23 protein-coding genes and 1 pseudogene are annotated in these 21,682 nt (G+C 63.4%); 11 read left to right on the top strand and 13 right to left on the bottom strand.

The window, feature by feature from the left end; genetic code table 11:
* Positions 1-251: 251 nt before the first annotated feature.
* The 4 genes from ABEA18_RS17460 to ABEA18_RS17445 form a co-directional block, all read right to left on the bottom strand.
* Positions 252-614, bottom strand: coding sequence for a hypothetical protein (locus ABEA18_RS17460; RefSeq protein ID WP_345451185.1), 363 nt, complete (start codon positions 612-614; stop codon positions 252-254).
* Positions 615-715: 101 nt separating this feature from the next.
* Positions 716-979, bottom strand: a complete 264-nt coding sequence (locus ABEA18_RS17455; protein WP_345451183.1) for a helix-turn-helix domain-containing protein — start codon at positions 977-979, stop codon at positions 716-718.
* Positions 976-1,602, bottom strand: a complete 627-nt coding sequence (locus tag ABEA18_RS17450; protein ID WP_345451181.1) for a tyrosine-type recombinase/integrase — start codon at positions 1,600-1,602, stop codon at positions 976-978. The genes ABEA18_RS17455 and ABEA18_RS17450 overlap by 4 nt, the downstream gene beginning before the upstream one ends.
* Positions 1,603-2,215: 613 nt before the next feature.
* The gene (locus ABEA18_RS17445) at positions 2,216-2,794 is read right to left on the bottom strand and encodes a VanZ family protein (protein ID WP_345451179.1); all 579 of its coding nucleotides are present in this window, start codon (positions 2,792-2,794) and stop codon (positions 2,216-2,218) included.
* Positions 2,795-2,974: 180 nt separating this feature from the next.
* Here ABEA18_RS17445 and ABEA18_RS17440 point away from each other — a divergent pair, with 180 nt between their 5' ends.
* The 10 genes and pseudogenes from ABEA18_RS17440 to ABEA18_RS17400 all read left to right on the top strand — a co-directional run bounded on the left by ABEA18_RS17440 (position 2,975) and on the right by ABEA18_RS17400 (position 12,172).
* A complete protein-coding gene (locus ABEA18_RS17440) occupies positions 2,975-3,100 on the top strand; it encodes a hypothetical protein (protein ID WP_345451177.1) in 126 nt (41 codons plus the stop codon).
* 331 nt (positions 3,101-3,431) lie between these two features.
* Positions 3,432-5,126 (top strand): SulP family inorganic anion transporter, encoded by a 1,695-nt coding sequence (locus tag ABEA18_RS17435; RefSeq protein WP_345451175.1) that lies wholly within the window; start codon positions 3,432-3,434, stop codon positions 5,124-5,126.
* Between the two features lie 102 nt (positions 5,127-5,228).
* Positions 5,229-5,663, top strand: a pseudogene (locus ABEA18_RS24705) (PEP/pyruvate-binding domain-containing protein); the annotation flags it as partial.
* 10 nt (positions 5,664-5,673) lie between these two features.
* The gene (locus ABEA18_RS24700) at positions 5,674-6,018 is read left to right on the top strand and encodes a PEP/pyruvate-binding domain-containing protein (RefSeq protein WP_425550547.1); all 345 of its coding nucleotides are present in this window, start codon (positions 5,674-5,676) and stop codon (positions 6,016-6,018) included.
* Between the two features lie 193 nt (positions 6,019-6,211).
* On the top strand, positions 6,212-7,144 hold the full coding sequence (locus ABEA18_RS17425; protein WP_345451171.1) for a hypothetical protein: 933 nt from the start codon (positions 6,212-6,214) through the stop codon (positions 7,142-7,144).
* 93 nt (positions 7,145-7,237) lie between these two features.
* Entirely contained in the window at positions 7,238-7,708 is a 471-nt protein-coding gene (locus tag ABEA18_RS17420; protein ID WP_345451169.1) for a pyridoxamine 5'-phosphate oxidase family protein, read from the top strand.
* Between the two features lie 19 nt (positions 7,709-7,727).
* On the top strand, positions 7,728-10,121 hold the full coding sequence (ppsA, locus tag ABEA18_RS17415) for a phosphoenolpyruvate synthase (RefSeq protein WP_345451167.1): 2,394 nt from the start codon (positions 7,728-7,730) through the stop codon (positions 10,119-10,121).
* A gap of 39 nt (positions 10,122-10,160) precedes the next feature.
* Positions 10,161-10,607, top strand: coding sequence for a universal stress protein (locus ABEA18_RS17410; RefSeq protein ID WP_345451165.1), 447 nt, complete (start codon positions 10,161-10,163; stop codon positions 10,605-10,607).
* 50 nt (positions 10,608-10,657) lie between these two features.
* Entirely contained in the window at positions 10,658-11,182 is a 525-nt protein-coding gene (locus ABEA18_RS17405; protein ID WP_345451163.1) for a flavodoxin domain-containing protein, read from the top strand.
* A gap of 243 nt (positions 11,183-11,425) precedes the next feature.
* Positions 11,426-12,172: a glucose 1-dehydrogenase gene (locus tag ABEA18_RS17400; RefSeq protein ID WP_345451161.1), complete on the top strand. Its 747-nt coding sequence runs from the start codon at positions 11,426-11,428 to the stop codon at positions 12,170-12,172.
* Between the two features lie 68 nt (positions 12,173-12,240).
* On the opposite strand, the gene ABEA18_RS17395 is transcribed toward ABEA18_RS17400, so the two are convergent.
* From ABEA18_RS17395 to ABEA18_RS17370, 6 genes are all read right to left on the bottom strand, one after another.
* Positions 12,241-12,426, bottom strand: a complete 186-nt coding sequence (locus tag ABEA18_RS17395) for a YegP family protein (RefSeq protein ID WP_345451159.1) — start codon at positions 12,424-12,426, stop codon at positions 12,241-12,243.
* Between the two features lie 185 nt (positions 12,427-12,611).
* Positions 12,612-14,690 (bottom strand): phosphate acetyltransferase, encoded by a 2,079-nt coding sequence (gene pta / locus ABEA18_RS17390; RefSeq protein ID WP_345451157.1) that lies wholly within the window; start codon positions 14,688-14,690, stop codon positions 12,612-12,614.
* 100 nt (positions 14,691-14,790) lie between these two features.
* On the bottom strand, positions 14,791-15,897 hold the full coding sequence (locus ABEA18_RS17385; protein ID WP_345451155.1) for a dienelactone hydrolase family protein: 1,107 nt from the start codon (positions 15,895-15,897) through the stop codon (positions 14,791-14,793).
* A complete protein-coding gene (locus ABEA18_RS17380; RefSeq protein WP_345451153.1) occupies positions 15,846-16,127 on the bottom strand; it encodes a phosphoribosyltransferase family protein in 282 nt (93 codons plus the stop codon). Before ABEA18_RS17380 ends, ABEA18_RS17385 begins: the two co-directional genes overlap by 52 nt.
* Positions 16,128-16,163: 36 nt before the next feature.
* On the bottom strand, positions 16,164-16,838 hold the full coding sequence (locus tag ABEA18_RS17375; RefSeq protein WP_345451151.1) for a BON domain-containing protein: 675 nt from the start codon (positions 16,836-16,838) through the stop codon (positions 16,164-16,166).
* Positions 16,839-16,919: 81 nt separating this feature from the next.
* Positions 16,920-17,780: a universal stress protein gene (locus ABEA18_RS17370; protein WP_345451149.1), complete on the bottom strand. Its 861-nt coding sequence runs from the start codon at positions 17,778-17,780 to the stop codon at positions 16,920-16,922.
* Between the two features lie 258 nt (positions 17,781-18,038).
* On the opposite strand from ABEA18_RS17370, the gene ABEA18_RS17365 reads away from it, so the two are divergent.
* Complete coding sequence (locus tag ABEA18_RS17365; RefSeq protein ID WP_345451147.1) at positions 18,039-18,521, top strand: DUF805 domain-containing protein; 483 nt, start codon at positions 18,039-18,041, stop codon at positions 18,519-18,521.
* Positions 18,522-18,544: 23 nt separating this feature from the next.
* On the opposite strand, the gene ABEA18_RS17360 is transcribed toward ABEA18_RS17365, so the two are convergent.
* From ABEA18_RS17360 to ABEA18_RS17350, 3 genes are read right to left on the bottom strand one after another with little or no spacing between them, the layout of a single operon-like run.
* On the bottom strand, positions 18,545-19,015 hold the full coding sequence (locus ABEA18_RS17360) for a GbsR/MarR family transcriptional regulator (protein ID WP_345451145.1): 471 nt from the start codon (positions 19,013-19,015) through the stop codon (positions 18,545-18,547).
* Positions 19,012-20,634 carry an ABC transporter permease gene (locus ABEA18_RS17355; protein ID WP_345451143.1) on the bottom strand — a complete coding sequence of 541 codons (1,623 nt, stop codon included), beginning with the start codon at positions 20,632-20,634 and terminating at the stop codon, positions 19,012-19,014. The genes ABEA18_RS17360 and ABEA18_RS17355 overlap by 4 nt, the downstream gene beginning before the upstream one ends.
* 1 nt (position 20,635) lies before the next feature.
* Complete coding sequence (locus ABEA18_RS17350) at positions 20,636-21,616, bottom strand: ABC transporter ATP-binding protein (RefSeq protein WP_345451141.1); 981 nt, start codon at positions 21,614-21,616, stop codon at positions 20,636-20,638.
* Positions 21,617-21,682: the final 66 nt, after the last annotated feature.

The raw sequence follows: 21,682 nt of genomic DNA, 5'->3' as shown, positions 1-21,682 counted from the left end.
GAGAACTGGACGCAGGAAAATCAACTAGCTATCGCATAGACGCTGGACTGCCAACGGGGGCCCAACCACTATCCCGTACTGCGCCCCATTGAAGTCCATCCACGCAGTAACTTCTTGTGATTGCCCGGGGGCAGGGGCTCTCGTTGGTTCTTGTCGACAGATACGAACCGATGGTATCTGCATCGCCACAGTCGGTCCCGGCGCCGTAGAACAAGTAAACAAACCACCGCCCAGCGCAACGCCGGATTGGGTTAGCTCCGAGAACTGGAGAGCCAATCCACGGGGTAGCCCATCTCTTCAAGGGTGAGCAGAACCGGTTCGACAGTGAACGGGAAGGCAATCCAGCGGAGAGCGCCATGTCCCTGGATGCCAACGCCGTCCCAAATCAGTCCACGCACACGATAGATCGTCTTGACTTCGCCACGCTCGACGCGCCATGGACCCATAAACCGCCCCAGACCCAAACGTGCCCGAAACTCTAGTCTCTCAGGGGCGGCCACAAGCTCGATAAATGGTGCCGTGGCCCTGAACTTCTGATTGTCAAAACCAACGATGACGCAATAAAGCTCGCCAACTGCGCCACTTCCAGAGGCCATGTCCATGGCGATCATCATATGGTCCTCGATTCCGGCGTGGAAGGAAAATTGTCGCCCCAAGGCCGATGCAGTAACCCAAGACAACAGGCATCGGCTCGACGCGCGCGCAAGGACATCCGCTAGCCACGGTCGGATGGGAGCCGCGCAGCAGGCACCTGGACTTTGCCGATCAGGTCATCCGCCGAACAGTTCAAGGCATCCATTAGCGCAACGAGCACCTGCAGATTCAGCCGCTCGGGCTTCTCGGTGGCCAACCGGTAGACCTGGCTGGCTGACAGATGCACGCCGCGCTCATTCAGCAGTGGAATCAGCTTCGTGGTGCTGAAGAGCCCCCTGGTGGCCATTACTTCCCGCAGCCTCCACTCGTAGTCCAGGGAATTCATTGCTCAACCTTCCCAGCGCCGGCGGCCGCAAGGAGACCCGAGACGGCCTTCCGCATCATTTTGTTCGCGAAATCCCCGCTGACCGCGGTGTAGATCGCCGTCGTGGACTGATATGCATGACCGACCTGCCGTTGAATGAACATCGGGTCCACGCCGTCCTCGGTCAGGTGCGTGACGTAGCTGTGCCGTAAAGCGTGCGGAGACAGGACCTGGTCCAGTGCGAGTTCATCACGGTACTCGGCGAACCTCCTGCTTACATCGTCAGCGCGCAGCCGTCGACCACGCTCGGAGAGCCAAAGAGCGTTCGAGGATTCGTCCCGCACCAGCGGCCAAATGTTTTCCACATAGTCCCGCACCGCATCGGCCGTCCACCCGTGCAGGGTGGCCACGGACCTTCGTTTCGGAGCTCCTCCGCTGGAGGACTTGCCATTCCTGACCAGCAGCATCCCGAAAGGACCGAACTCCGGGGCATGGGGGTTTCGATAGAAGTCCGTCACGTCCAGTCCCGCGGCCTCGCTCGCACGCAACCCCCAGGCATAAGCCGCCTTGAACAAGGTGGCGTCCCGGTAAGCGATGAACGTTCCCTTGCGCCCAGAGGCCAGTCGCAGATCAACCTCTCGCACTCCCGGACCCAGTCGTAGTGCGGGGAACATATGAAATCGCAGAATTGGGCGACCGTGTTCTGGTATCCCCTGATGGTCGAGGGAGCCAAGCGCCTGACGGAGACGAGGTCCTGCATCCATTCATCGAACAATGCAGCCGACCAGTGCCAGGGAAAGGTCCCGGAGGCATCACGAAACCGCTGGACGACGTTCAGGCATGACCGCACCCCCGCAGGTTTCAGATTCCGGCCACCGAGACGCTGAGCGCTCCAGTCCTCAAGCATCGCGGAAAATACAGCTTCCTCCTCATCAAGGTAGGCCACCCCTGGAACGAGCAGCAGGGAAGCCGACCCATGAAAGACTTGATCCGAACCCAAAACGCAACCCCCTGATGCATTATTCCTGCATTAAACGCATGATTTCGGAGTCACGTCAATAACCGCTGCGGTGTTGGATCTCTAAAACGGGAACGTGGAGGCTGCGCCCTGGTCCGAATCCTGCATCTGATGCAACATGGTGGTTTCTTAGATATCAATACGATTACCCACCGCACTAGACAACCGCATCCGGGGGCTTCAACGGGGTCTAGCAACCCTAGGGCCGCTCTTCTGGGAGGCAAGATTATGGGTTGTATTCACATGCGTAGTCGGATGATAAAGAAGAAGTAGACCCAGACGGGCATCGAAAGCACTGAAAACACGGCCATCGCGGTCCGTTCCCGGGATCGCTTGCGCAGGATTGCGGAGAGCAGCCAGAATGCGAGCATTCCGATGAGTCCTCCGACGCAGTTCAGAATCACGTCGTCGATGTCCGATGCTCCAACCGCAAACACGCCCTGGATGATCTCCACGGCGACGCTGACCGAGGCGACCGTGAACATGGTCGGCCGTGCGGCCGCCCGATGTCTGAGCCATGATGCGTAGACTCCGAGCGGGATGAAGATCAGGATGTTCCCGACGACGTTGGCGAACGCTACTCTCTCGGTCCCGGGAGAGTGGCTAAACGCGTATTCCGCGATACTTGCGAACGGGATGAGATTGATCGATCTCTCCGAACCCGGTGCACGAGAGAAGAGAAGCAGCTTCAGTAGGAAGGCCGCGTAGAGGGCGAAGACGGCGAAGATGGCCACGGTCTCCGCTTTCGCCCGTTTCGTGCTGTGTCGCCTGCTCGGCACATCATCCGTGACCGCGGTGGGTTTCCGTTGTGCACACATCCGCAGGACGATACAGAGGAAACCTGTCGTGCTCCTGTGAGACCTGGATTCGACAACCGCCGCAGAGGAGCGCAACGTGGCCGACCTTGGATCCAGGCCGCACGAAAGCCACCGCCGCGACGATACAGTGTTTAGCACCACGCCCTAGGGGGCCTGCGTTACCGCAATCAAGCTGGGCCATTGGCCGCCGCCTATCGGCAGTGGTGGGCCCGGTTCGTGGTCGAGACGGTGGAAGTTGCCAGCTTCGTCATGTCCCTGCGGATGCTCCACGGGATCAGGGTCCGGGCCGAGGGAAACATTGAGTAGCGCCGCGAAAAACCCGCCATTTATCGCCGCGATTCGCAGTCTCACAGACTCTGGATAAGCGGGAAACCGGACGCTCATGGTCCTGCTGCTGTGGACCAACGGCTACCGCACGGCTTCAACTCCGACGAGGGCTTCGATCTTGTGGTGGCATTGGCTGCCGGCGACATCGATTTGCAGCACGGCGCCATCTTGATAGAGAAACACCTGATTCGACGGTAGGCCCGTGGTGGCGTGTCCCAAGCTGATTGCCGGGATTTCCGTTGAGCTTCGGCATCAGCGCAGCCACCGATCATGCATGGCGGGCAAGCGCATGATGGGACATGATCGGAATATGCGCCGATCCGGAACGTATCCATTCTGGGCGGTCCCGCCAGCCCTGCGCGGCTACAGGATCGAGTGGTTGCGCCACGATCTGGTAGCCGGTGCCGCTCTCTTCGCGATCTTGGTCCCTGCGGGAATGGCTTATGCCCAGGCCGCCGGTCTTCCACCGGTGAACGGCCTGTACGCGACGGTAGTGCCCTTGATTGCCTACGCACTGTTCGGGCCATCGCGTGTGCTGGTGCTGGGGCCGGATTCCTCACTTGCCCCTATGATCGCTGCGGCCTTGGTTCCCTTGGCCAGAGACAGCGAGCAGAAATCGGTTGCACTGGCGGGCCTCCTGGCCATGCTGATCGGCGGCATTTTGCTGTTCGGGGCAGTGCTGAGGCTGGGAATCGTCACGGGACTGTTGTCGAAGCCCATCCGGCTCGGGTATCTCAACGGCATCGCATTGCTGGTAGCTGTGTCCCAGCTTCCCACCTTCCTGGGGATTTCCGTGGCAGGCGGCACCCCTTGGGAAAAACTCTTCGCCGCCGTGCCGAAGGTGTTTGCCGGCGAATCCAATGTGACGGCGCTGCTGTTCGGCGTGATCTCGCTGGCGCTCATCTGGATTCCCCGCTGGCTGAGATGGAAGGTTCCGGGTGTGCTTATTGCGGTTGTCGTGGCCTGCCTGGCAGTAGCCCTGCTGGGATTCCACGATCGTTTGAAGGTCACCGGCGCCCTCCCTCACGGGCTCCCTACTCCGGCCCTGGGCGGAATTGGCTGGCCCGACGTGCTGGCGCTTTTGCCCGCCGCCGCTGCGATCGCCCTCATCGTCTTCGTTGATACTGGAACACTGTCCCAATCCTTGGCGGCCGCAGAGGGGAGCAAAGTATCCGGCAACCATGAAATGGCAGCCTTGGGTGTGGCGAACGCTGCCAGCGGGCTGCTGGGTGGCTTCCCCGTGTCGGCCAGTACGTCCCGCACCCCGGTGGCAGTCGAGTCCGGTGCAAAATCCCAGCTCACAGGGGTAGTAGGCGCAGTTATGGTGCTCGGCTTCATGCTCGTGGCGCCCGGTGTCACCGAGTTCCTGCCCGCAGCAACCCTTGCAGCCATTGTCATCGCCGCCGCCGCGGGAATAGCCGACCCGGCCGGTGTGAGGCGGCTTATCGGCATGAGCCGCAGTGAATCGTTGGTGATGCTCGCGGCATTTCTGGGGATCACCATACTTGGCGTCCTCCCGGGCATCGCCGTTGCCATCGGTTTGGCCCTGCTGGACTTCCTGCGGCGAGCCTGGGACCCCTACCGCACTGAACTGGTGGACGTGCCCGGGGTGCCGGGATACCACGACGTGAGCCGCCATCCGGAAGGGGATCGCATCCCTGGCCTGTTGATCCTGCGCTTCGACGCACCGCTATTCTTTGGCAACGGAGCCTTGCTGGGGTCATTCGTGCGCAACGAACTGGACAAGGCGGCGAACGGCATAGAGCGCGTGGTGCTGGCAGCAGAACCCGTGACGGGAATCGACACGACTGCACTGGACGAGTTGGTGGAGCTTGACGAATGGCTGGACCGGCGCGGCGTGGACTTGGTGTTCGCCGAGCTCAAAGGCCCCGTCAAAGACAAGTTGTTGCAATACGGCATGGGCTCGCGCTTCTCCTCCGAACATTTCTACCCAACGGTGAGCGAAGCCGTGAGGGCGTTCCACCGCGGGAAGGGGGAGGAATAGTCGCCGTCGAGGGTCTGCGCATGGCCGCCGTCGTAAGCATGCTCGTGAATAGCTTGACGGTGGACCGCATCAGAGCGGACCGCCTTGGCAGGAGGCTGAACTATGACGCAGGAGTTAACGCTTTCCTTGGCTGATCCGCGCGCGACCCTGGAGAAGGTCGGCGGCAAGGGTGCATCGCTCGCGCGACTAGCGGGCTGGGGCTTGCCCGTGCCGGATGGCTTCCATCTCACCAGTGAGGCGTATAGGAGCTTCGTGGCCGGCAACGGCCTCGAAGCTACGATCCTGGCGACGCTTGACCTGGCGGATCCGTCGGAGCCTTCGTCCCTCGAGGCGGCGTCGACCGCAAGATCCGATCTTTTCACCGGCGCTCCGATGTCGTCGGGGATTGCCGAGGCCATCGCATGCGCCTATGCACGGTTGCCCGAAGGCGCGGCGGTCGCGGTGCGCTCTTCCGCTACCGCGGAGGACCTACCCGGAATGTCCTTTGCAGGCCAGCAAGAGACCTATCTCAACGTGCGCGGAGAGGAGGAGCTGCTACAGGCGGTGGGTGCGCTGCTGGGCCTCCCTCTGGACGGCACGTGCGATCGCCTACCGTCTGAAGATGGGGGTCGACCAGCGATCGGTGTCCACGGGGGTCGTGGTCCAGGTCATGGTGGCCCCGGATGTTGCCGGGGTGCTGTTCACGGCCGATCCCACGACAGGGGAGCGAGGGGTGATGGTTATCAACGCCAGCTACGGCCTGGGGGAGACGGTGGTGTCGGGCCTGGTGACTCCGGATACCTTTGTGGTGGACAAAGCGATCCTGACGGTGAAGAAGGCGACGCTCGGAATGAAGGACCTGGAGTGGGCAATCGCCGACGGAAAGTGCTGGCTCTCCAGGCACGACCGATGACGGGCCTGCCGGCCGCCCCGCTTGTGGACGTGCGCTGGGAGCCGCCCATGCCGGGGACGAAATGGATCCGGCGCCAAGTGGCTGAAAACATGCCTGAACCCTTGTCCCCGCTCTTCGAGGAACTGCACCTCAGCGACGGAATGGAGCTCGCCATGCGGATGGACATGGAGAGGCTGGGATACACCCCGGTGTCGTGGCCGACACCGGGCTCCCCTCGTACGCCACGGTCAATGGGTACGCCTACCTATGCGCAAGCTTTACCATCAACGGAATGGGCCTGCTGAAACTCCTGGGCTTCTTTCTCAGCGGCAAGACAATGCGCGCCACCTTCGTCCAAGCGATCCCCTACTGGCGGGATGACGTCCTGCCGGGCCACCTGAAGACTGTGGAACGATGGAAGGAATTGGACCTGGCCGAAGCGCCGGACGAGCGGCTCCTCGATGGGATCCGCGAGCTCGCCCTATCGGAGGCCCGCTACTGGGGCAGCACCACCCTCGTCCTGGCTGCCGCGAAGGGCAGCGAGCAGCTCTTCAGCCGCTCCCTGGCCATCACGACGCCGGGACGGGGCCTGAGCAGCTCGCTCTTCCTGCGGGGTTTTTCCTCGAAAGCCCTCGAAGCCCAGGTGCAGCTCGAGGCCATCGCGGAGCATCTGCGTGCGTCCGACGAACTACGCCGGATCGCCCGGTCCAGTCCCGCTCAGCGGCTGCTCGATGCCCTGGGCGTCTGCACCGGGGGAGCCGACGTGGCAGAGGAACTCCGGCATTACCTCGACCGGTACGGCCACCAGGTCTACAACCTGGACTTCGCGGAACCGACCCAGGCCGAGGACCCGATACCGGTCCTGCAGAGCCTGAAGGCCATAGTGCAGCAACCCGGGATGGATGTGCGCGTACGGCAGGCGGAGATGACCCGCGACCGCGAAAGCCTGGTGGAGCAGACGGTCCGCTCCCTCGATCCAGTGCGGAGGGGCGTTTTCCTGAAGGTCCTACGCTGGGCGCAAGGCTTCGCCCCCTACAGGGAAGAGTCCCTCTTCTACATCGGTTCGGCCTGGCCGGCTCTCCGCCGTCTGGCGCTGGAGCTGGGGCCGCGATTGGCCGAGGCAGAGGCCGGTCCGGCACGGGCGTAGCGTGAACGACCCACGGGCCGTATTCCGTGGGCAGGGATAAGGGGGGTCCTTGTGCCCTGTTTCGCGTTGGACCGGATCCCTAGCATGGGCAGCATGACAAGCAAAGACAATATCCCAGCAGCAGAAATCCTCGAGCCCCCGGAGTGCTGGAGGCTGCTCGCGGAAACATCGGTGGGACGTTTGGCGCTCATCGTGGACGGGCATCCGGATGTCTTCCCTGTGAACTACCAAGTGGACAACGAATCCCTGCTATTCCGGACGGGATCCGGAACCAAGCAGGAAGCCCTTGAGGCCGATGCCACACTGGCCTTGGAGGCCGACAGCGTGAGCGCGGAGTTCGGCATGGCGTGGAGTGTCGTGGTCAAAGGAAAGGCCCAGAGAGAGACCGGGGGTGGGCAAGCCCTCGATTCGGTACGGCGTGCGTTGTTCCCGTGGCAAGGGGTCGGGAAGGACATTCTGATCAGAATCGTGCCGGAATCGGTGACAGGCAGGAGATTCACGCTGACTCCGCCCATGAGGTGGACGTCGCCCCTCAACGACGCCACCCGCGCCGGAGTCGAATGACCCGGGCAGGGGTGCCGTTGTGGATGCACGCAGCGTGGTCTGGCTAGAAGATGTCAGGGCCACGGACGTGTCGGAAGTCGGAGGGAAAAATGCCTCGTCGGGCGAACTGATCCACGCCCTGGTGGGTAAGGGAATACGGGTCCCAGACGGATTCGCGACCACAGCTGCCGCATTTCGCACCTTTCTGGCGTGGAACCAATTGGGTCCGAGGTTGTCCGGGGTCGCCTCGGATTATCAAGCAGGGAAGCTGAGCTTGAGAAGCGCAGGCGCGGCCATGCGATCCTTGGTACTTGGTGGAAAGATTCCCCCCGAACTTGAAGAAGGCATCCGGGCAAAGTATCAGGAACTTGCTACCCGCGCCGGCCGTGAGGACCCCGCCGTCGCGGTCAGAAGCAGCGCGACGGCGGAAGATCTTCCGGATGCGAGTTTCGCCGGGCAGCAGGAAACCTTCCTCAATGTCAGGGGTGAGCAGCAGGTGCTGGACGCTTGCCTGCGCTGCTATGCGTCCTTGTTCACCGACCGTGCCATAACGTACCGCGAGCTGATGAACTTTGGAGAGTCCGGCGTGGCACTGTCCGTGGGCGTCCAGCTGATGGTCCGGTCTGACATCGGGGCTTCAGGAGTCATGTTCTCGCTCGACACCGAAACGGGCTTTCCGCGCGTAGCGGTCATCAGCGCCAACTGGGGACTCGGCGAAACAGTGGTCCAAGGTTCGGTCAATCCGGACAAATACGGCGTGTTCAAGCCGTTGCTCGCCTTCCCGGACTACTCGCCGATCATCGAGAAGACCAAAGGCACCAAGCTGCGGAAGTTGGTCTACAGGCCAGGCGACGACGGCGGAACGGTCCTGGTGGACAATAGCGAATCCGAACAAAGAGCATTCGTCCTGCAAGACCCGGACATCGTGCAGCTTGGGCGGTGGGCGGTCCAGATTGAGAACCACTACGGATGTCCCATGGACATGGAATGGGCCAAAGACGGAGCATCCGGCGAATTATTCATCGTCCAGGCAAGGCCGGAGACCGTCCAGGCCCGCAAGAGCAGCACAATGCTGGTCACACATCGCCTGACCGAACAGGGGCGCCTTCTGGTCGAAGGCGCCGCGATCGGGGACTCTATCGCCTCGGGGCCAGCTTGTGTGATCAAGCAGGCCTCGGACATCGAGCGGTTCATCGACGGCTCCGTGCTCGTTACGGAGCAAACCGATCCTGACTGGATGCCGGTCATGAAACGGGCCCGGGCCATCATCACAGACCGGGGCGGAGCCACAAGCCATGCAGCCATCGTGAGCCGCGAACTCGGCATCACTGCAGTCGTGGGGACTTCCAACGCGACTTCCGTGATTGAGGACGGGCAATCCGTCACTGTGTCCTGCGCTGACGGGGACACCGGGCATGTCTTTGACGGGATCCTGGCCAGCGAAACCGAGGAAATCGACCTCGGGACTCTTCCACCAACGAGAACCGACGTCATGCTGACGATCGCGAGCCCTGCCGCGGCGTTCAAATGGTGGCGCCTGCCCGCGCGGGGGATCGGACTGGCTCGAATGGAATTTGTCATAAACGACATGGTCAGGCTCCACCCGATGGCGTCGGTATTCCCCGACCGGCTCACCGACGTCGAGGAACGCCACGCTGTCACCGAGCTGGCGAACGACTATGACAACCCTGCCGAGTACTTTGTTGACACCCTCGCACTTGGTCTTGCCAAGCTTGCCGCACCGTTCCACCCGGCTCCAGTGATCGTGAGGTTGAGCGATTTCAAGACCAACGAGTATGCACATTTGATCGGAGGGTCCGTATTCGAGCAAGCGGAGGCGAATCCCATGATCGGCTTGCGGGGCGCGTCCCGCTACTATCATCCGCAGTACCGCCCCGGCTTCGACCTTGAATGCAGGGCAATCAAGAGGCTCCGCGAACACTGCGGTTTCACTAACGCCATGGTGATGGTGCCGTTCTGCCGGACTGTAGATGAAGCAGACCGGGTCTTGGCTGTGATGGCCGATAATGGTTTGGTCCGCGGACGCGACGGGCTTCAGGTCTACATGATGTGCGAGATCCCATCCAACGTCGTCCTGGCTGAGCAGTTTGCTTCCCGGTTCGACGGCTTCTCCGTAGGTTCCAACGATTTGACCCAGCTGGTTCTTGGCGTTGATCGTGACTCCGCCCAACTGGCTGCACTGTTTGACGAACGGAACGAGGCCGTGATGACCATGATCCGCGAGGTCATCCGCAAGGCCCACGCGTCCGGCATCAGGATCGGAATATGCGGGCAAGCTCCCAGTAACTTTCCCGAGTTCGCTGAGTTCCTGGTCGGAGAAGGAATTGATTCCATCTCACTCAACCCGGATAGCTTCCTCCGTACGGTCCCGCGCATTGCAATGGCTGAGGCCCGGCTGCGCAAGAGTGACTGAGTCGCGGGGCGACAGCGAGGGAAGTGAGAGGAAAATGAGATGACCAGTAACGGTTCATTCATGATTGTGGTTGGCGTTGACGGTTCCAAACATTCCCAAAACGCACTGAAGTGGGCCTTGGACGAGGCGGCCCGGCGCGACGGCGGGCTTCGCCTGATCACCGCGTGGAGCAAGCCGCCGATGTCCTGGTACCCGGCGCTGCTGGAAACGGCCGTCGGTGAGATCGTTGCCGAGGATTCCCCCGAACGGATTGCAGAGACGGTGCAGGCTGACGCACTGAGAACTGCTGCCGGTGAGGGCATATCGGCCACTGGGCAGGTCGTCCACAGTGATTCAGCGGCGTCAGCCATACTCGACGCCGCCAAGGACGCGGATCTAATCATCGTCGGGTCCCGTGGACACGGCGGGTTTCCGGGTCTGCACTTGGGCTCGGTCTCGACCCAGGTTATTAACCACGCACCGTGTCCTGTGCTCGTCGTCCCCTGAGCCAAAAGGCCGCCACAGCTTCCTGAGGCTTGAGAACAGGAGCTTTCACCATGACCCATCTTGTTGCCTATGCAAGTGCGTTGGGATCCACCCGGGAAGTAGCCCAACGTGTGGCTTCCCGCATGGAGGTTGCGCTGGGCGACGTCGATTGCCGGTCCGTTGAGGAGGTCGGGTCTGTCTCCGGCTATGAGGCCATTGTGGTCGGCAGCGCCATCCACAACCAGGCATGGCTGCCCCCGGCCCTGCTGTTCCTCTCCCGCAATGGACCCGAGTTGGGCAAACGATCCGTCTGGGCCTTCAGCGTTGGGATGGCCGATGCCCTGCCGAAACCGTTTCGTCAACGCGGCGCAGCGATTCAACAAGAGCGACTGGCAAGAGTCCTGTCCGAGAGAGTCCCGCTTCGTGGCCACCGAGTCTTTTCCGGTGTCTACAGGGCCAGCCAGATGCCAACACCGCTCCGCTTCCTTTTCCGGCTCGCCGGCGGCCGATTCGGGGACCTGCGTGATTGGACTGCTATTGACGCCTGGACGGATCAGATCATCGCCCTACTCCAAAAACTGGATTCTTCCCTTTAAAGGATCGCAGCATTATGGAAGCACAGGCGGGCGGATATGTGGTGGCCAGCGGCGAACATTTCGGAGTGCCGCTTCAGAGTGAACAAATCCAGTGACCGCCGCAGCGTCCTGAGTTGGTTACGGGCCTGTGACTTTCGGCCCTGTCGAGGACCAAAGCGCGGGACCAGTCTTAGATGAAAGCCATCAACAGCGGAGCCTGAGCTTGCTTGGAGTCCGCTGGCGTCACCATCGAAGGAGCATCACATGGAACGGGTCATTGACAAGGTTGCACTGGTCAGCGGGGGTGCACGCGGCATTGGGGCTGCCGTGGCATCCCGGCTCCATGGTGAAGGGGCAAGGGTCGTCATAGGCGACATCCTGGACGAAGAGGGAAAGGAGACCGCGGAGCGGATGGGCTCGGGCGCGCTCTATGTCAACCTCGACGTGACCAGCCCGCAGGACTGGGAGGCAGCGGTGGGTGCCGCCGTCGAGACCTTCGGAGGACTGAACATCCTGGTGAACAATGCCGGCATCGTGAACTTCGCCTCGATCGAGGACTACACGCTGGAGCAATGGAATGCCGTCATCGGGGTCAACCTGACCGGGACTTTCAACGGGATCAAGGCCGCGATCCCGGCCATGAAGCACTCCAAGGGCGGGTCGATCATCAATATTTCTTCGATCGCCGGGATCCAGGGTTATGAGCAAATCCCGGGATACACGGCTTCGAAGTTCGGCGTGCGCGGGCTGACCAAGAGCGCCGCGTTGGACCTGGGCCGCCATGGCATCAGGGTCAACTCCGTCCATCCCGGTGTGATCTCCACCCCGATGACGGCAGGCATGCCGATGGACATGAGCCACGTGGCGCTGGGCCGGATGGGACATCCCGGGGAAGTCGCGGACCTCGTCCTGTACCTGGCTTCCAACGAGTCTTCGTATGTCACCGGGGCCGAGTTCGTCATCGACGGCGGCGACACCGCGGGAACGGTAACGCCGGCTGAGGAAAAGTAGAAAAGTAGACTCATTGGCGCCTGCCCAGCGCGCGCAAAGTCTGAGCCTCGGAGCGTTTACAGGCTGTGTCACGATCCTGTGAGGTCCACGACGGGAGTAGAAGCGGCGCCTTTCTTCACTGAATCAAGGTTCGTTAGAGCTTCGTCCTTGCCGCCGTAAGCTTCGCTGGTGACAATGACCTCCCCGTTGCCGCCCTTGATCCTGAACCTGAAGAATCCCGCGTTGTCGGTATAGACCTCAATTGTGCCTTTCATTCCGGCGTCCTTCGCAGCTTCATACGGTCGCTCCTTCTCAGTGACGCTGCCAGACATCCTTACTTTGCGCGGGCTGGTTGGCGTCCATTTCAAGACTGGGGTTCCGTGGCGCCCGCGTGTAGTGCCGAAAGTCACTTCTGAGTCCTTCACGTCCCCAACGAGGGCAAACCTTAACCACGGCCGGGTCAGGGGTCTGCGACCTGAGACTGTACGGCAGTGATGGCGACTGTGTTGATGATGTCTTCCACCGTTGAACCCCTGGAGAGATCGTTGATCGGCTTGCGGAGACCTTGCAGGATAGGGCCGACCGCCACTGCCCCCGACGACTGTTCAACAGCCTTGTAGGTGTTGTTGCCGGTGTTCAGGTCGGGGAAAATGAATACCGTTGCTTGGCCGGCCACGGTTGAGGCGGGCAATTTGAAGTTGGCAATCGCGGCATCCACAGCGGCGTCGTATTGGATTGGGCCCTCAGCGGGAAGGTCCGGCCGGGCTTCCTTGACCAGAGCGGTCGCGCGTCGCACTTTGTCCACCGCACCTCCTGTGCCCGATCCGCCGGTGGAGTAGGACAGCATGGCGACCCTGGGCTCCACGCCAAACTGCGCGGCGGTGTCCGCGGATGCAATCGCGATATCGGCAAGCTGCCACTCCGTCGGCTCAGGAATGACGGCACAGTCGCCATACACCAGAACGCGGTCGGGGAAGAGCATGAAGAACACCGATGAAACCGTGCGCACACCGTCCCGGGTTTTCACGAACTCCAGGGCTGGACGGATGGTATTCGCCGTGGTGTGGGAAGCTCCGGAAACCATCCCGTCCGCCTCGCCCAGTTGAACCATCATCGTGCCAAAATAGGCTCCCTCAAGCATGATTTCCCGCGCCCGTGCCAATCCCATTCCCTTATGCGCCCGTAGTCGTTGGTATTCCTCCGCGAAGCGCTCGCGCAAGTCCGACGTGGCCGGATCAATAACCGCCAGACCGTCAAGATCGATCCCCTGGGCTGCGGCCAAGCCATCCACTGCGGCTTTGTTGCCCAGGATGATCAGTTCACAGACATCCCTGCGGTGCAGGAGTTCGGCGGCGCGGAGCACCCTGGCGTCTTCCCCTTCCGTCAAGACGATCCGCCGCTTCTGTACCCGGGCACGCTCAATGAGTTCGTGCAGGAAGCGCAAGGGCGTGACCGTGGTTGGCCTTGGCAACGACAGTCTCTCCAGAACCTCGCCCTCGTCAACGCAGCGGGCCCAGGCACCGAGCGCCGCCGCCACTTTACGATGCTGGCCGGCGTGGATTTCGCTGCGCACACCGGCGGTCAGGTGTGCCGCCGTGTACGTGCCTTTTTCGCTAGTGAATACCGGAAACGGTGCGTGCTTTAACAGCGGACGGACATTGGCGTCCGCGCCAAACCCCTCGGTCAGGATCATGGCACACGGTGTGGGGAATTGGGGCGACAAGGCAGAGGCCAAACAAGCAACCATCACATCTGCCCGGTCTCCGGGAACAATCACCAAGTCTCCGGTGCTGAGGCCACTGAGGAAATTGCCTACAGTCATTGCGGCCACCGTGACGCGGCCGACGTCGCGGTCAAGCTCGGGGCTGCCGCCCACGTGGCTCAAGCGAAGCGCAGCCGAAATGTCTCCCACGGTCGGGCGCGAGATCTCCGCTATTTCCGGAATGACATAGACGGGACGTCTGCTGACGCCGGGCCGCAATGCGGCGTGGATGTCGCCGACCGCGCTGGCGTCGGCCCGATTGACCATGACGGACAGAAGGGAACAACGCATGGAAGCAAGCTCCTTGCGCGCTACATCGACGGCATCCGCGGTTTCTTCGGACGACAACCCTTTTGCGCCGACCACCGCCAGCACGGGCAATCCCAGGTTGTTGGCAAATTTGGCATTCAGGTCGAATTCAGCGGCCGCGTCGTGTCCCCTGAGGCCGGAGCCCTCGACGATCACCACATCGCACTGCTTCGCGATCTGACCGTACGTCACCACCGCATCCCCGAATATTTCATCACCTCTTCCAGCGCCCAACAATCCAAGCGCCACAGGGAGGGTGATCCCGCCCAGGCAAAGGGACGGATCAAGCCCATACATTTCCCGAAGCAGGAGAATCATGGGATCGTGCTCGGCGTCGGGGCCTTCGACGATCGGTCGAAAGAAGCCGACCCTGTCTGCATGCCGGTGCAGGGTGTCTGCCAGCCCAAGGCTGACCAACGATTTGCCGGACTCCGGCGTGACAGCACTGACGTAGATACCCGTGACCATACCGCTTTGCCCTCCGTCTGCCGCTGATTCGCCCTGTCGTGAGGATCGTCCGGATCTGAAGGATTGGCCAGTGCCAAAGGTCATGCGGAGACGTGCCTCTTCAGAGCAGCCCCCGTGGCATGGACTCGGCGGCCTGGGCGGGGAGCAGATAGTGGACGAACCAGTTGGCCGCGAGTGATGCGGCGTGTTTGAGTGTTCCGGGTTCTTCGAAGAGGTGTGTGGCTCCCGGGATGATCTCCAAGCGCGTCGGGGAGCGCATCATGGCCATGGCCTGGCGGTTGAGGGCCAGGACCTGCGGATCTGCGCCACCTACGATCAGCAGGGTCGGTGTGCGCACGCTGCCCAGCCGCGGGCCAGCAAGGTCCGGGCGGCCGCCTCGTGAAACAATCGCGGCTATCCGCGCTTCGGGTTCGGCCGCGGCCCACAGCGCGGCACCGGCGCCGGTGCTGGCGCCGAAATAGCCGATGCGGCTGCTCGAGGTGCCATCGTTGCTGCCTAGCCAGAGGGTTGCTGCCGTGAGCCGTTGCGCGAGCAGGGCGATGTCGAAGACGTTCCCCCGGTCGACTTCCTCGGCCGGGGTCAGCAGATCCAAGAGGAGTGTGCCAAGTCCGGCGCCCTGGAGGACGGAGGCGACGAACCTGTTGCGGGGGCTGTGGCGGCTGCTGCCGCTGCCGTGCGCGAACACGACGAGGCCGTCGCACCGAGCTGGCAGGTGCAGGGTTCCCCGGAGTCTGAGGGCACCGGAGGGGATTTCCACTTCTTCGTCGACGCCGGCATGCTCCGCATTCCGGACGGAAGGCAGCCGCTGCTCTGCGGCGTCGAGCAGTTGCACCACCTCTTCGTCCCCGGTGGGGGCGAAGTCACGGTAGTGGTAGCCGACCGCCTGGAAGTCCTGCGCCGATACCAGGCAGACGACGTCGTCGGGCTCCGTCAGCGAGGACAGCAGCCGGGCCGGCGCCACCGGCACGGCCAAGATCACCCGGGTTGCGCCCAATTGCCGCGCAACCCGGCAGGCAACGCGCGCAGTGGACCCGGTCGCGCAGCCATCATCCACTACGATTGCCGCGCACCCGTGAAGGTCCCTCCGGGGCCGGCCCTGGCGGTACCTCACCACTCGGGACTCCAACAAATCACGCTCGCGACGTTCGGCGGCGCTCATGTCCTCTTGGGTGACCCCCGTGGCCGCGATGATGCGTGAGTCAAGCACACGGGCGTTTCCTTCCCCGATGGCCCCATTGCCAGTTCGGGTTGGAACGGCACGCCCAGCTTGCGCACCACAATGACGTCCAGCGGCGCGTCGAGCGCCTTTGCAACCTCGAACGCTACCGGCACCCCGCCGCGGGGCAACCCCAGAACCACCACGTCCTGCCCCTTCAACGGGGCCAGTCGTTGTCCCAGTCTCCGCCCGGCATCCACCCGGTCCCGGAATTCATGCATCACGGTCACCAACCTGCCCGGATCCCTGCCCCTTTTCTATTCCGGGCGCACGTCAAGTTGGTTGTGGACGGCGCTCACGTGGGGTGAGGACCAGGCGGCTTTGCCCGCTGCTCTGCGTTCGTTCCAGCTCGCGACCCTGCCGGTGAGTGTCACTTCGGTCCCGTCGACCGCCACTACGATCCTGTCAGCGTCCAGTGCCGCCTGCCGGGCGATCGCGTTCTTGACCCGGGTCTTGGTATCGAACGCGGATGCGCGGCCCTTGAGGGTAATGAGGTTCTGCACCGACCGGACGCCCCGAAGGTGCTCGACGGCGTGCGCTGCTGCTTCGCGTTCGTAGTTCCAATCCACGTTTCCCGTCAGGGTGATGGCGTGGTTGCGGACTTCCAAGGTGACCGCGCCCTCGGGCACGACCGCGTTGGCCCGCAGCGCACTGAGCGCGGCCTCGGCGATGTCGGTGTCAGTGACCGGCCCGCCGAGGTAGTGGACGGTGAGTTCATCGGCGAGGGCCGTGACTCCCCGGACCCGCAGGGCCGCCTTCCTGGCCGCCAGCAGTGCTGAATACGTGGGAACCTCGCCCGTGAGGGTCACGGCTCCAGACATGGCCGCGACGCCGATGTGGGACGCATCGACCTCCGGTGTCCAGTCAAGCTCATTCAGCACGGCCTGCTGCAGATCATGGTCCGGGCGGGGGCCGTTGGCGGAGGCGGTCATGACGGATCCTTGTCCGCTGCGGTTGATGGGTTCTCAGGCATGGTGCACACTCCGGCGGCTGGTAGTGACTGGGCTAGCTGTTTAGCGCGTGAGTTTCACCCGCCGCACCCGGCAAACGACGGTTGGGCAGGGCAGGGACCTGAGTACGGTGTGGGCCGTCGATCCCATGAGGAGGCGTTTGAAACTGCCTCTTCCACGGCTTCCCAGCACCAGCAATGTGGCGTTCGCGGCGGCGTCCAGGAGTGCTTCCGCCGGTTCGTTGTTGGACACCAGTACCTGATGGACAACCATGTCAGGGTAGTTTTCGGCCAGACCGGCGACGGTCTCGGCGAGGACGATTTTTTCTTCTTCCAAGATGGTCTCGGCAACGTCGGCCGCCGGCATGACGCGCTGAATGAGCGGTGGGGCGGGCACGGCGTGAACTACTGTCAGCTCCTGGTTGTCCCTGTCCGCTTCCTCGGCCGCGAAGGAAACCGCTTGCGTGGATTCTTCGGAACCGTCAGAGCCGACAACGATGCCGCGGCGACCCGTCATATCCTGCTCCCCGACTACTGCCACAGGGCACAGCGCGACGGCGGCGATTTGCAGCGCCCTGTCAGCCACGGGTCCTCCTGGCCAGTTATGCCCGGTTCCGATGACAACCATCGAGGCCCCTTTCGAGTGCTTCCTCAGCGCCTGCCCGGGGCTACCGGAGAACAGCAAAGTCTTTACCTGGACCGACGGCTCCATTTCGCCTGCATATGCTGCCGTCTTGCTCAGCAGCTCGTTTGCTGCGGATCTGACCACCTCGCTCGAACTGTCCGATTCGTCGAGCCATCGAGTGTCGACCGCGTGAACCAGCAGCACCGATAGTTTCCGTCGTGCCGCCCGGTCCATCGCCCAAGCCAACGCGGCCCGGCTCGCCTGGGTGTCAACGACGCCGACAACGATTGGTTTTTTCATGACTCTGTCCGCCTCTATGAAATGTGGCTCCCGCAGTCCGGGTGCTGTTCGCACCATTTTCTGCTCGTTTGGCCCGGCCCGGCAGGGCCGGAAGTCCTGCAAGCGAAGCTTTTGCGGGCGCCGTGCCCAGCGACAAAACGCCCCCGCGGATCCTAGGCTGGTCCCTCGTCCAAGGCGGGGCTTTGTGCCCTGTTCTGACAGGCCGGAACACGCCTAGCATGCCGGTGTCGAATAAGTCTGCATGGAAGGTCTTGAATGATGTCCAGCTATCAGTCTCAGAATGTTCCGCCGGGTGGAGTCCCGCTTGAGCTGCCTTATTATGGAGCCCCGCCGATCGAAGCCGTCAAGCGATTCTGGAAGAAATACGCAATCTTCCACGGGCGGGCCAGCCGCAGCGAGTATTGGTGGTGGTTCCTCGCTTCAGCCATCGTCTCAGGAGTCATCAATGCGGCCGGAGCGACTGGGAACGGCAACACGAGCACCTCGACGGCCCTTGGCGGCCTGTGGTTCCTGGCGACGATCGTGCCTTCGCTCGCCTTGGCCGCGCGGCGCCTCCACGACGCGAATCTCAGTGCGTTGTTCTTGTTGCTCGCCCTGGTCCCGGTGCTCGGATGGATCGCGCTCCTCGTGTTTGTGCTCCTACCGGCCAATCCCGGTGGCCAGCGCTTCGACCGACTGGTGCAAGCATATCCGCCGCCATATCCGCCGAACCCGCCGCAGCCGTATCCGCCCCAAGCTTGAGGCGCAGGCAATGCCAGAGGAGCCTAGACCCTGACCCGCGAGTGTTCCCATTCATCGAGGAGGCCGGGCAGCCGGGTCATGAGGAACCGGTAGAAGGCGCCCATCTCGGTGACCCTTGCCTTGGCCGCCGATCCTTCCGGAAGGCTCGACGCGGTGGAGTCGGCGAGGTCGGCGAGGCGCTCGTAGACGGGGTTCTGCCGGAGCGAGGCGACGTACCAGGCGTTGTCGGGAAGGGCATAGCGGTCGCGCCGGCTGCCGGGTTGCGAGACCCGGTGGACGAAGCCGACCGTCTGCAAGTATCGCACGGCGCCGGAGACGGCGGCCGCGCTCGCGCCCAGCCTCTCGGAGAGCTCGGCTGCTGTCAGCCAGCCGTCGTTGGAGACCACAAGGGCCATGAGGGCACGGGCGGGCATCTTGGGGAAGCCTGCGGCCGTGAGAACGGCCGCGGACGTCTCGGCGGCCGCGGGCATCCTGGCGGTACCGTGGTCTGTCACGCCGTGCCCACCTCACGGCGGCGCACTGCCGCGAGCGAGAGCGCCGTGAGGACCGCGGCGATGCCGAGCATCCAGAAGCCGCCGCTCCAGTCGGTCCCGGTGCTTGTGGTAACGGGAGTATGGGTGAACGGCGAGAGGTCCCGGATCTTCTGGTCAAAGCCGAGGATGCCACCATAGACCCCGAGGACGACGCCGACGCCCAGAAGCGCCCACGCGGCAGGGATGGTGGCTCGGGGCCAGATGACGAACACTGCGGCGGGCAGGGCGAGGTAGATGAGTGCCGCGGGGATCTGGTCGACGGCGGTCTGCCAGACGTCGCTCGCGGCGCCTGAGGTGTCTCCGGAGGCGACAAGGGAGGCCCATGCCCCGAGGGCGGTTAACGCCATCACGAGCACGACCGAGACGGTGCCGAGTCCGAGGAAGCTGCCCAGCCAGCGCATCCGGCCCACGGCCTCGGACACCACGGGCTCGGCGGTTCCGGCCACCTCCTCCTGTCGGAGGCGAAGGACGGCCTGCAGACCGCACGCCGCGGCAAGTATTCCGGCTACCTCGAACAGCGCCGCGACGAGGAGCTGGGTCATTGACGTGCCCTGCGCCTCGATCATGCCGCGAAGCACGGCAGTGATTTGGGGGTTGGAGGTGATCGAGGACTGGATCGCGGACCCGAGCGAGCCCGTGAGAAGGCCCGTCGCGAGGCCGCCGATGCACCAGCCGATGATCGCTCCCTGCTGTAAGCGCAGCGCGAGCGAGAAGCTCCCGCGCAGCCAGGGCCGGGCGTCAGCGCGCCCGGATCGTCCCGCGAGCACGCTAGCGCCGACGTCACGGCGAGCCATGACGGCAACGACGACGGCGGTGCACGCCGCCCAGAGTGCGAGGGGAAGGAGCAATGGCCACCATCGGTTGCCTGTGTAGGCGAAAGTTTGCTGGCCCCAGCCGATGGGGGAGATCCAGCTCGGCCATGCGGCCGTCATGGTCATTCCATCGGGACCGGCTTGTCCCGTCGCGTCCCCGAAGCCGCGTAGCAGGTAAGCGAGCATCACAAGGGCCGACGAAATGCCGTTTGCCCCGCGCGACGTGCTGAAGAACTCGGCGCCCAAAAGGCCCACGCCAAGGAAGGCGAAACCCACGGCGCCCGTCGCGAAGCCGGCTACAAGCGAGCCGTCCGGGTCAAGCCCTCCGGCCATGAAGCCGAGTGCCGTCGCGACCGCCACGAGCACGTTAGCCACGGCGCCGTGAAGGACAGTGGCGCCGAGTGGCGCCCATCGCCCGGCCGCAGTCGCGGAAATGAGCGCGGCCCGGCCCGATTCCTCTTCTGCCCGGGTATGCCGGACGGCCAAGAACGTATTCATGAGTCCGGCAAGGACGCCCAGGAATGCGAAGATTTCGAAGAACGTGAACGAATCGAGCGCCGGACCGCGGGGGAGGCCGCGCAGCACCAGGATCGCGGGAGCCGCGGTCGCGAGCTGCAGCACCTGCGCGCGCGTCGCGTCGTCGCCGAAGGTCTTCGCTATGGCCGCGACGGCGAACAGCGCGAGGGCTCCGATTGAGAGCACCCAGACAATCACCTGCCAGCGGTCCCTGCGTAACCTCTGACGGTACAGGATCCACAGCGCGCCCATCTCAGGCTCCCGCTGCGGCGCGGTGGCGCCGATGGTGGGTGCCGCCGTCGTCCGCTGCCTTTGTGGTAGGCGGGGCGACCGTGTCGCCGTAGTGGCGCAGGAAGAGCTCTTCGAGCGACGGGGGCGCGACCAGTAGGCCTTTGACCCCGAGGGAGCCCAGAAGGGGCAGGACCTCGTGGACGCGGTCCGAATCGGCGCCGAACTTGACGCGCCCGTCGGCCACGGTGAGGTCGTGCACCTGCGATAGTCCGTCCAGGGCGTGTGCGTCCACGTTGTCCTGGGCGAACGAGATCTCCGTGCGGGTGAGGTGGCGCAGGGCGTCGAGCGTGCCTCCGTCAACGATCCGGCCTGCGCGGATGATGCTCACGCGGCCCGCGAGTTGCTCGACCTCGGAGAGGATATGGCTCGAGAGCAGGACCGTTGCGCCGTTCTCGTGTACGATCCGCCGGATCTCGCGAGTGAAGACGGCCTCCATGAGCGGGTCGAGGCCGCTCGTGGGCTCGTCCAGGAGATACAGCTCGGCGTCTATGACGAGGGCGGAGATGAGCGCGACCTTCTGGCGGTTTCCCTTCGAGTAGGCACGACCCTTTTTGCCCGGGTCGAAGTCGAAGAGCTCGCACAGTTGATGCTTGCGCTCTTTGTACGCGGCGTGGTCAACGGCGCCCCCGCGGAGGCGGGAGAGGAGATCGATGGCCTCGCCGCCCGAAAGGTTGGGCCAGAGGCTCACGTCTCCCGGGATGCTTGCGACGCGGCGGTGAAGTTCGACGGCGTCCGCCCAGGGATGCATGCCCAGGACCGTCGCGCTGCCCGACGACGGCCGGCCCAGCCCGAGCAGGATGCGCAGCGTGGTGGTCTTCCCCGCGCCGTTGGGCCCGAGAAAGCCGTGGATCTCGCCTTCGCGGACCTCAAGATCGAGGCCGTCGAGCGCTTTGACCCGCCCGAAGTTCTTGTGCAGGTCGACAGTCTGGATGACGGTGTCCATGACCACAAACGTATGCAGTTTTCACAAAGTATTGAATGGTCGAAAGGCCCTTGTGTTCCGGCGCGG

It is taken from the genome of Arthrobacter gyeryongensis (assembly GCF_039543785.1).
GTDB classification, from domain to species: domain Bacteria; phylum Actinomycetota; class Actinomycetes; order Actinomycetales; family Micrococcaceae; genus Arthrobacter; species Arthrobacter gyeryongensis.
This window is presented reverse-complemented; position numbering and strand designations above follow the sequence as displayed.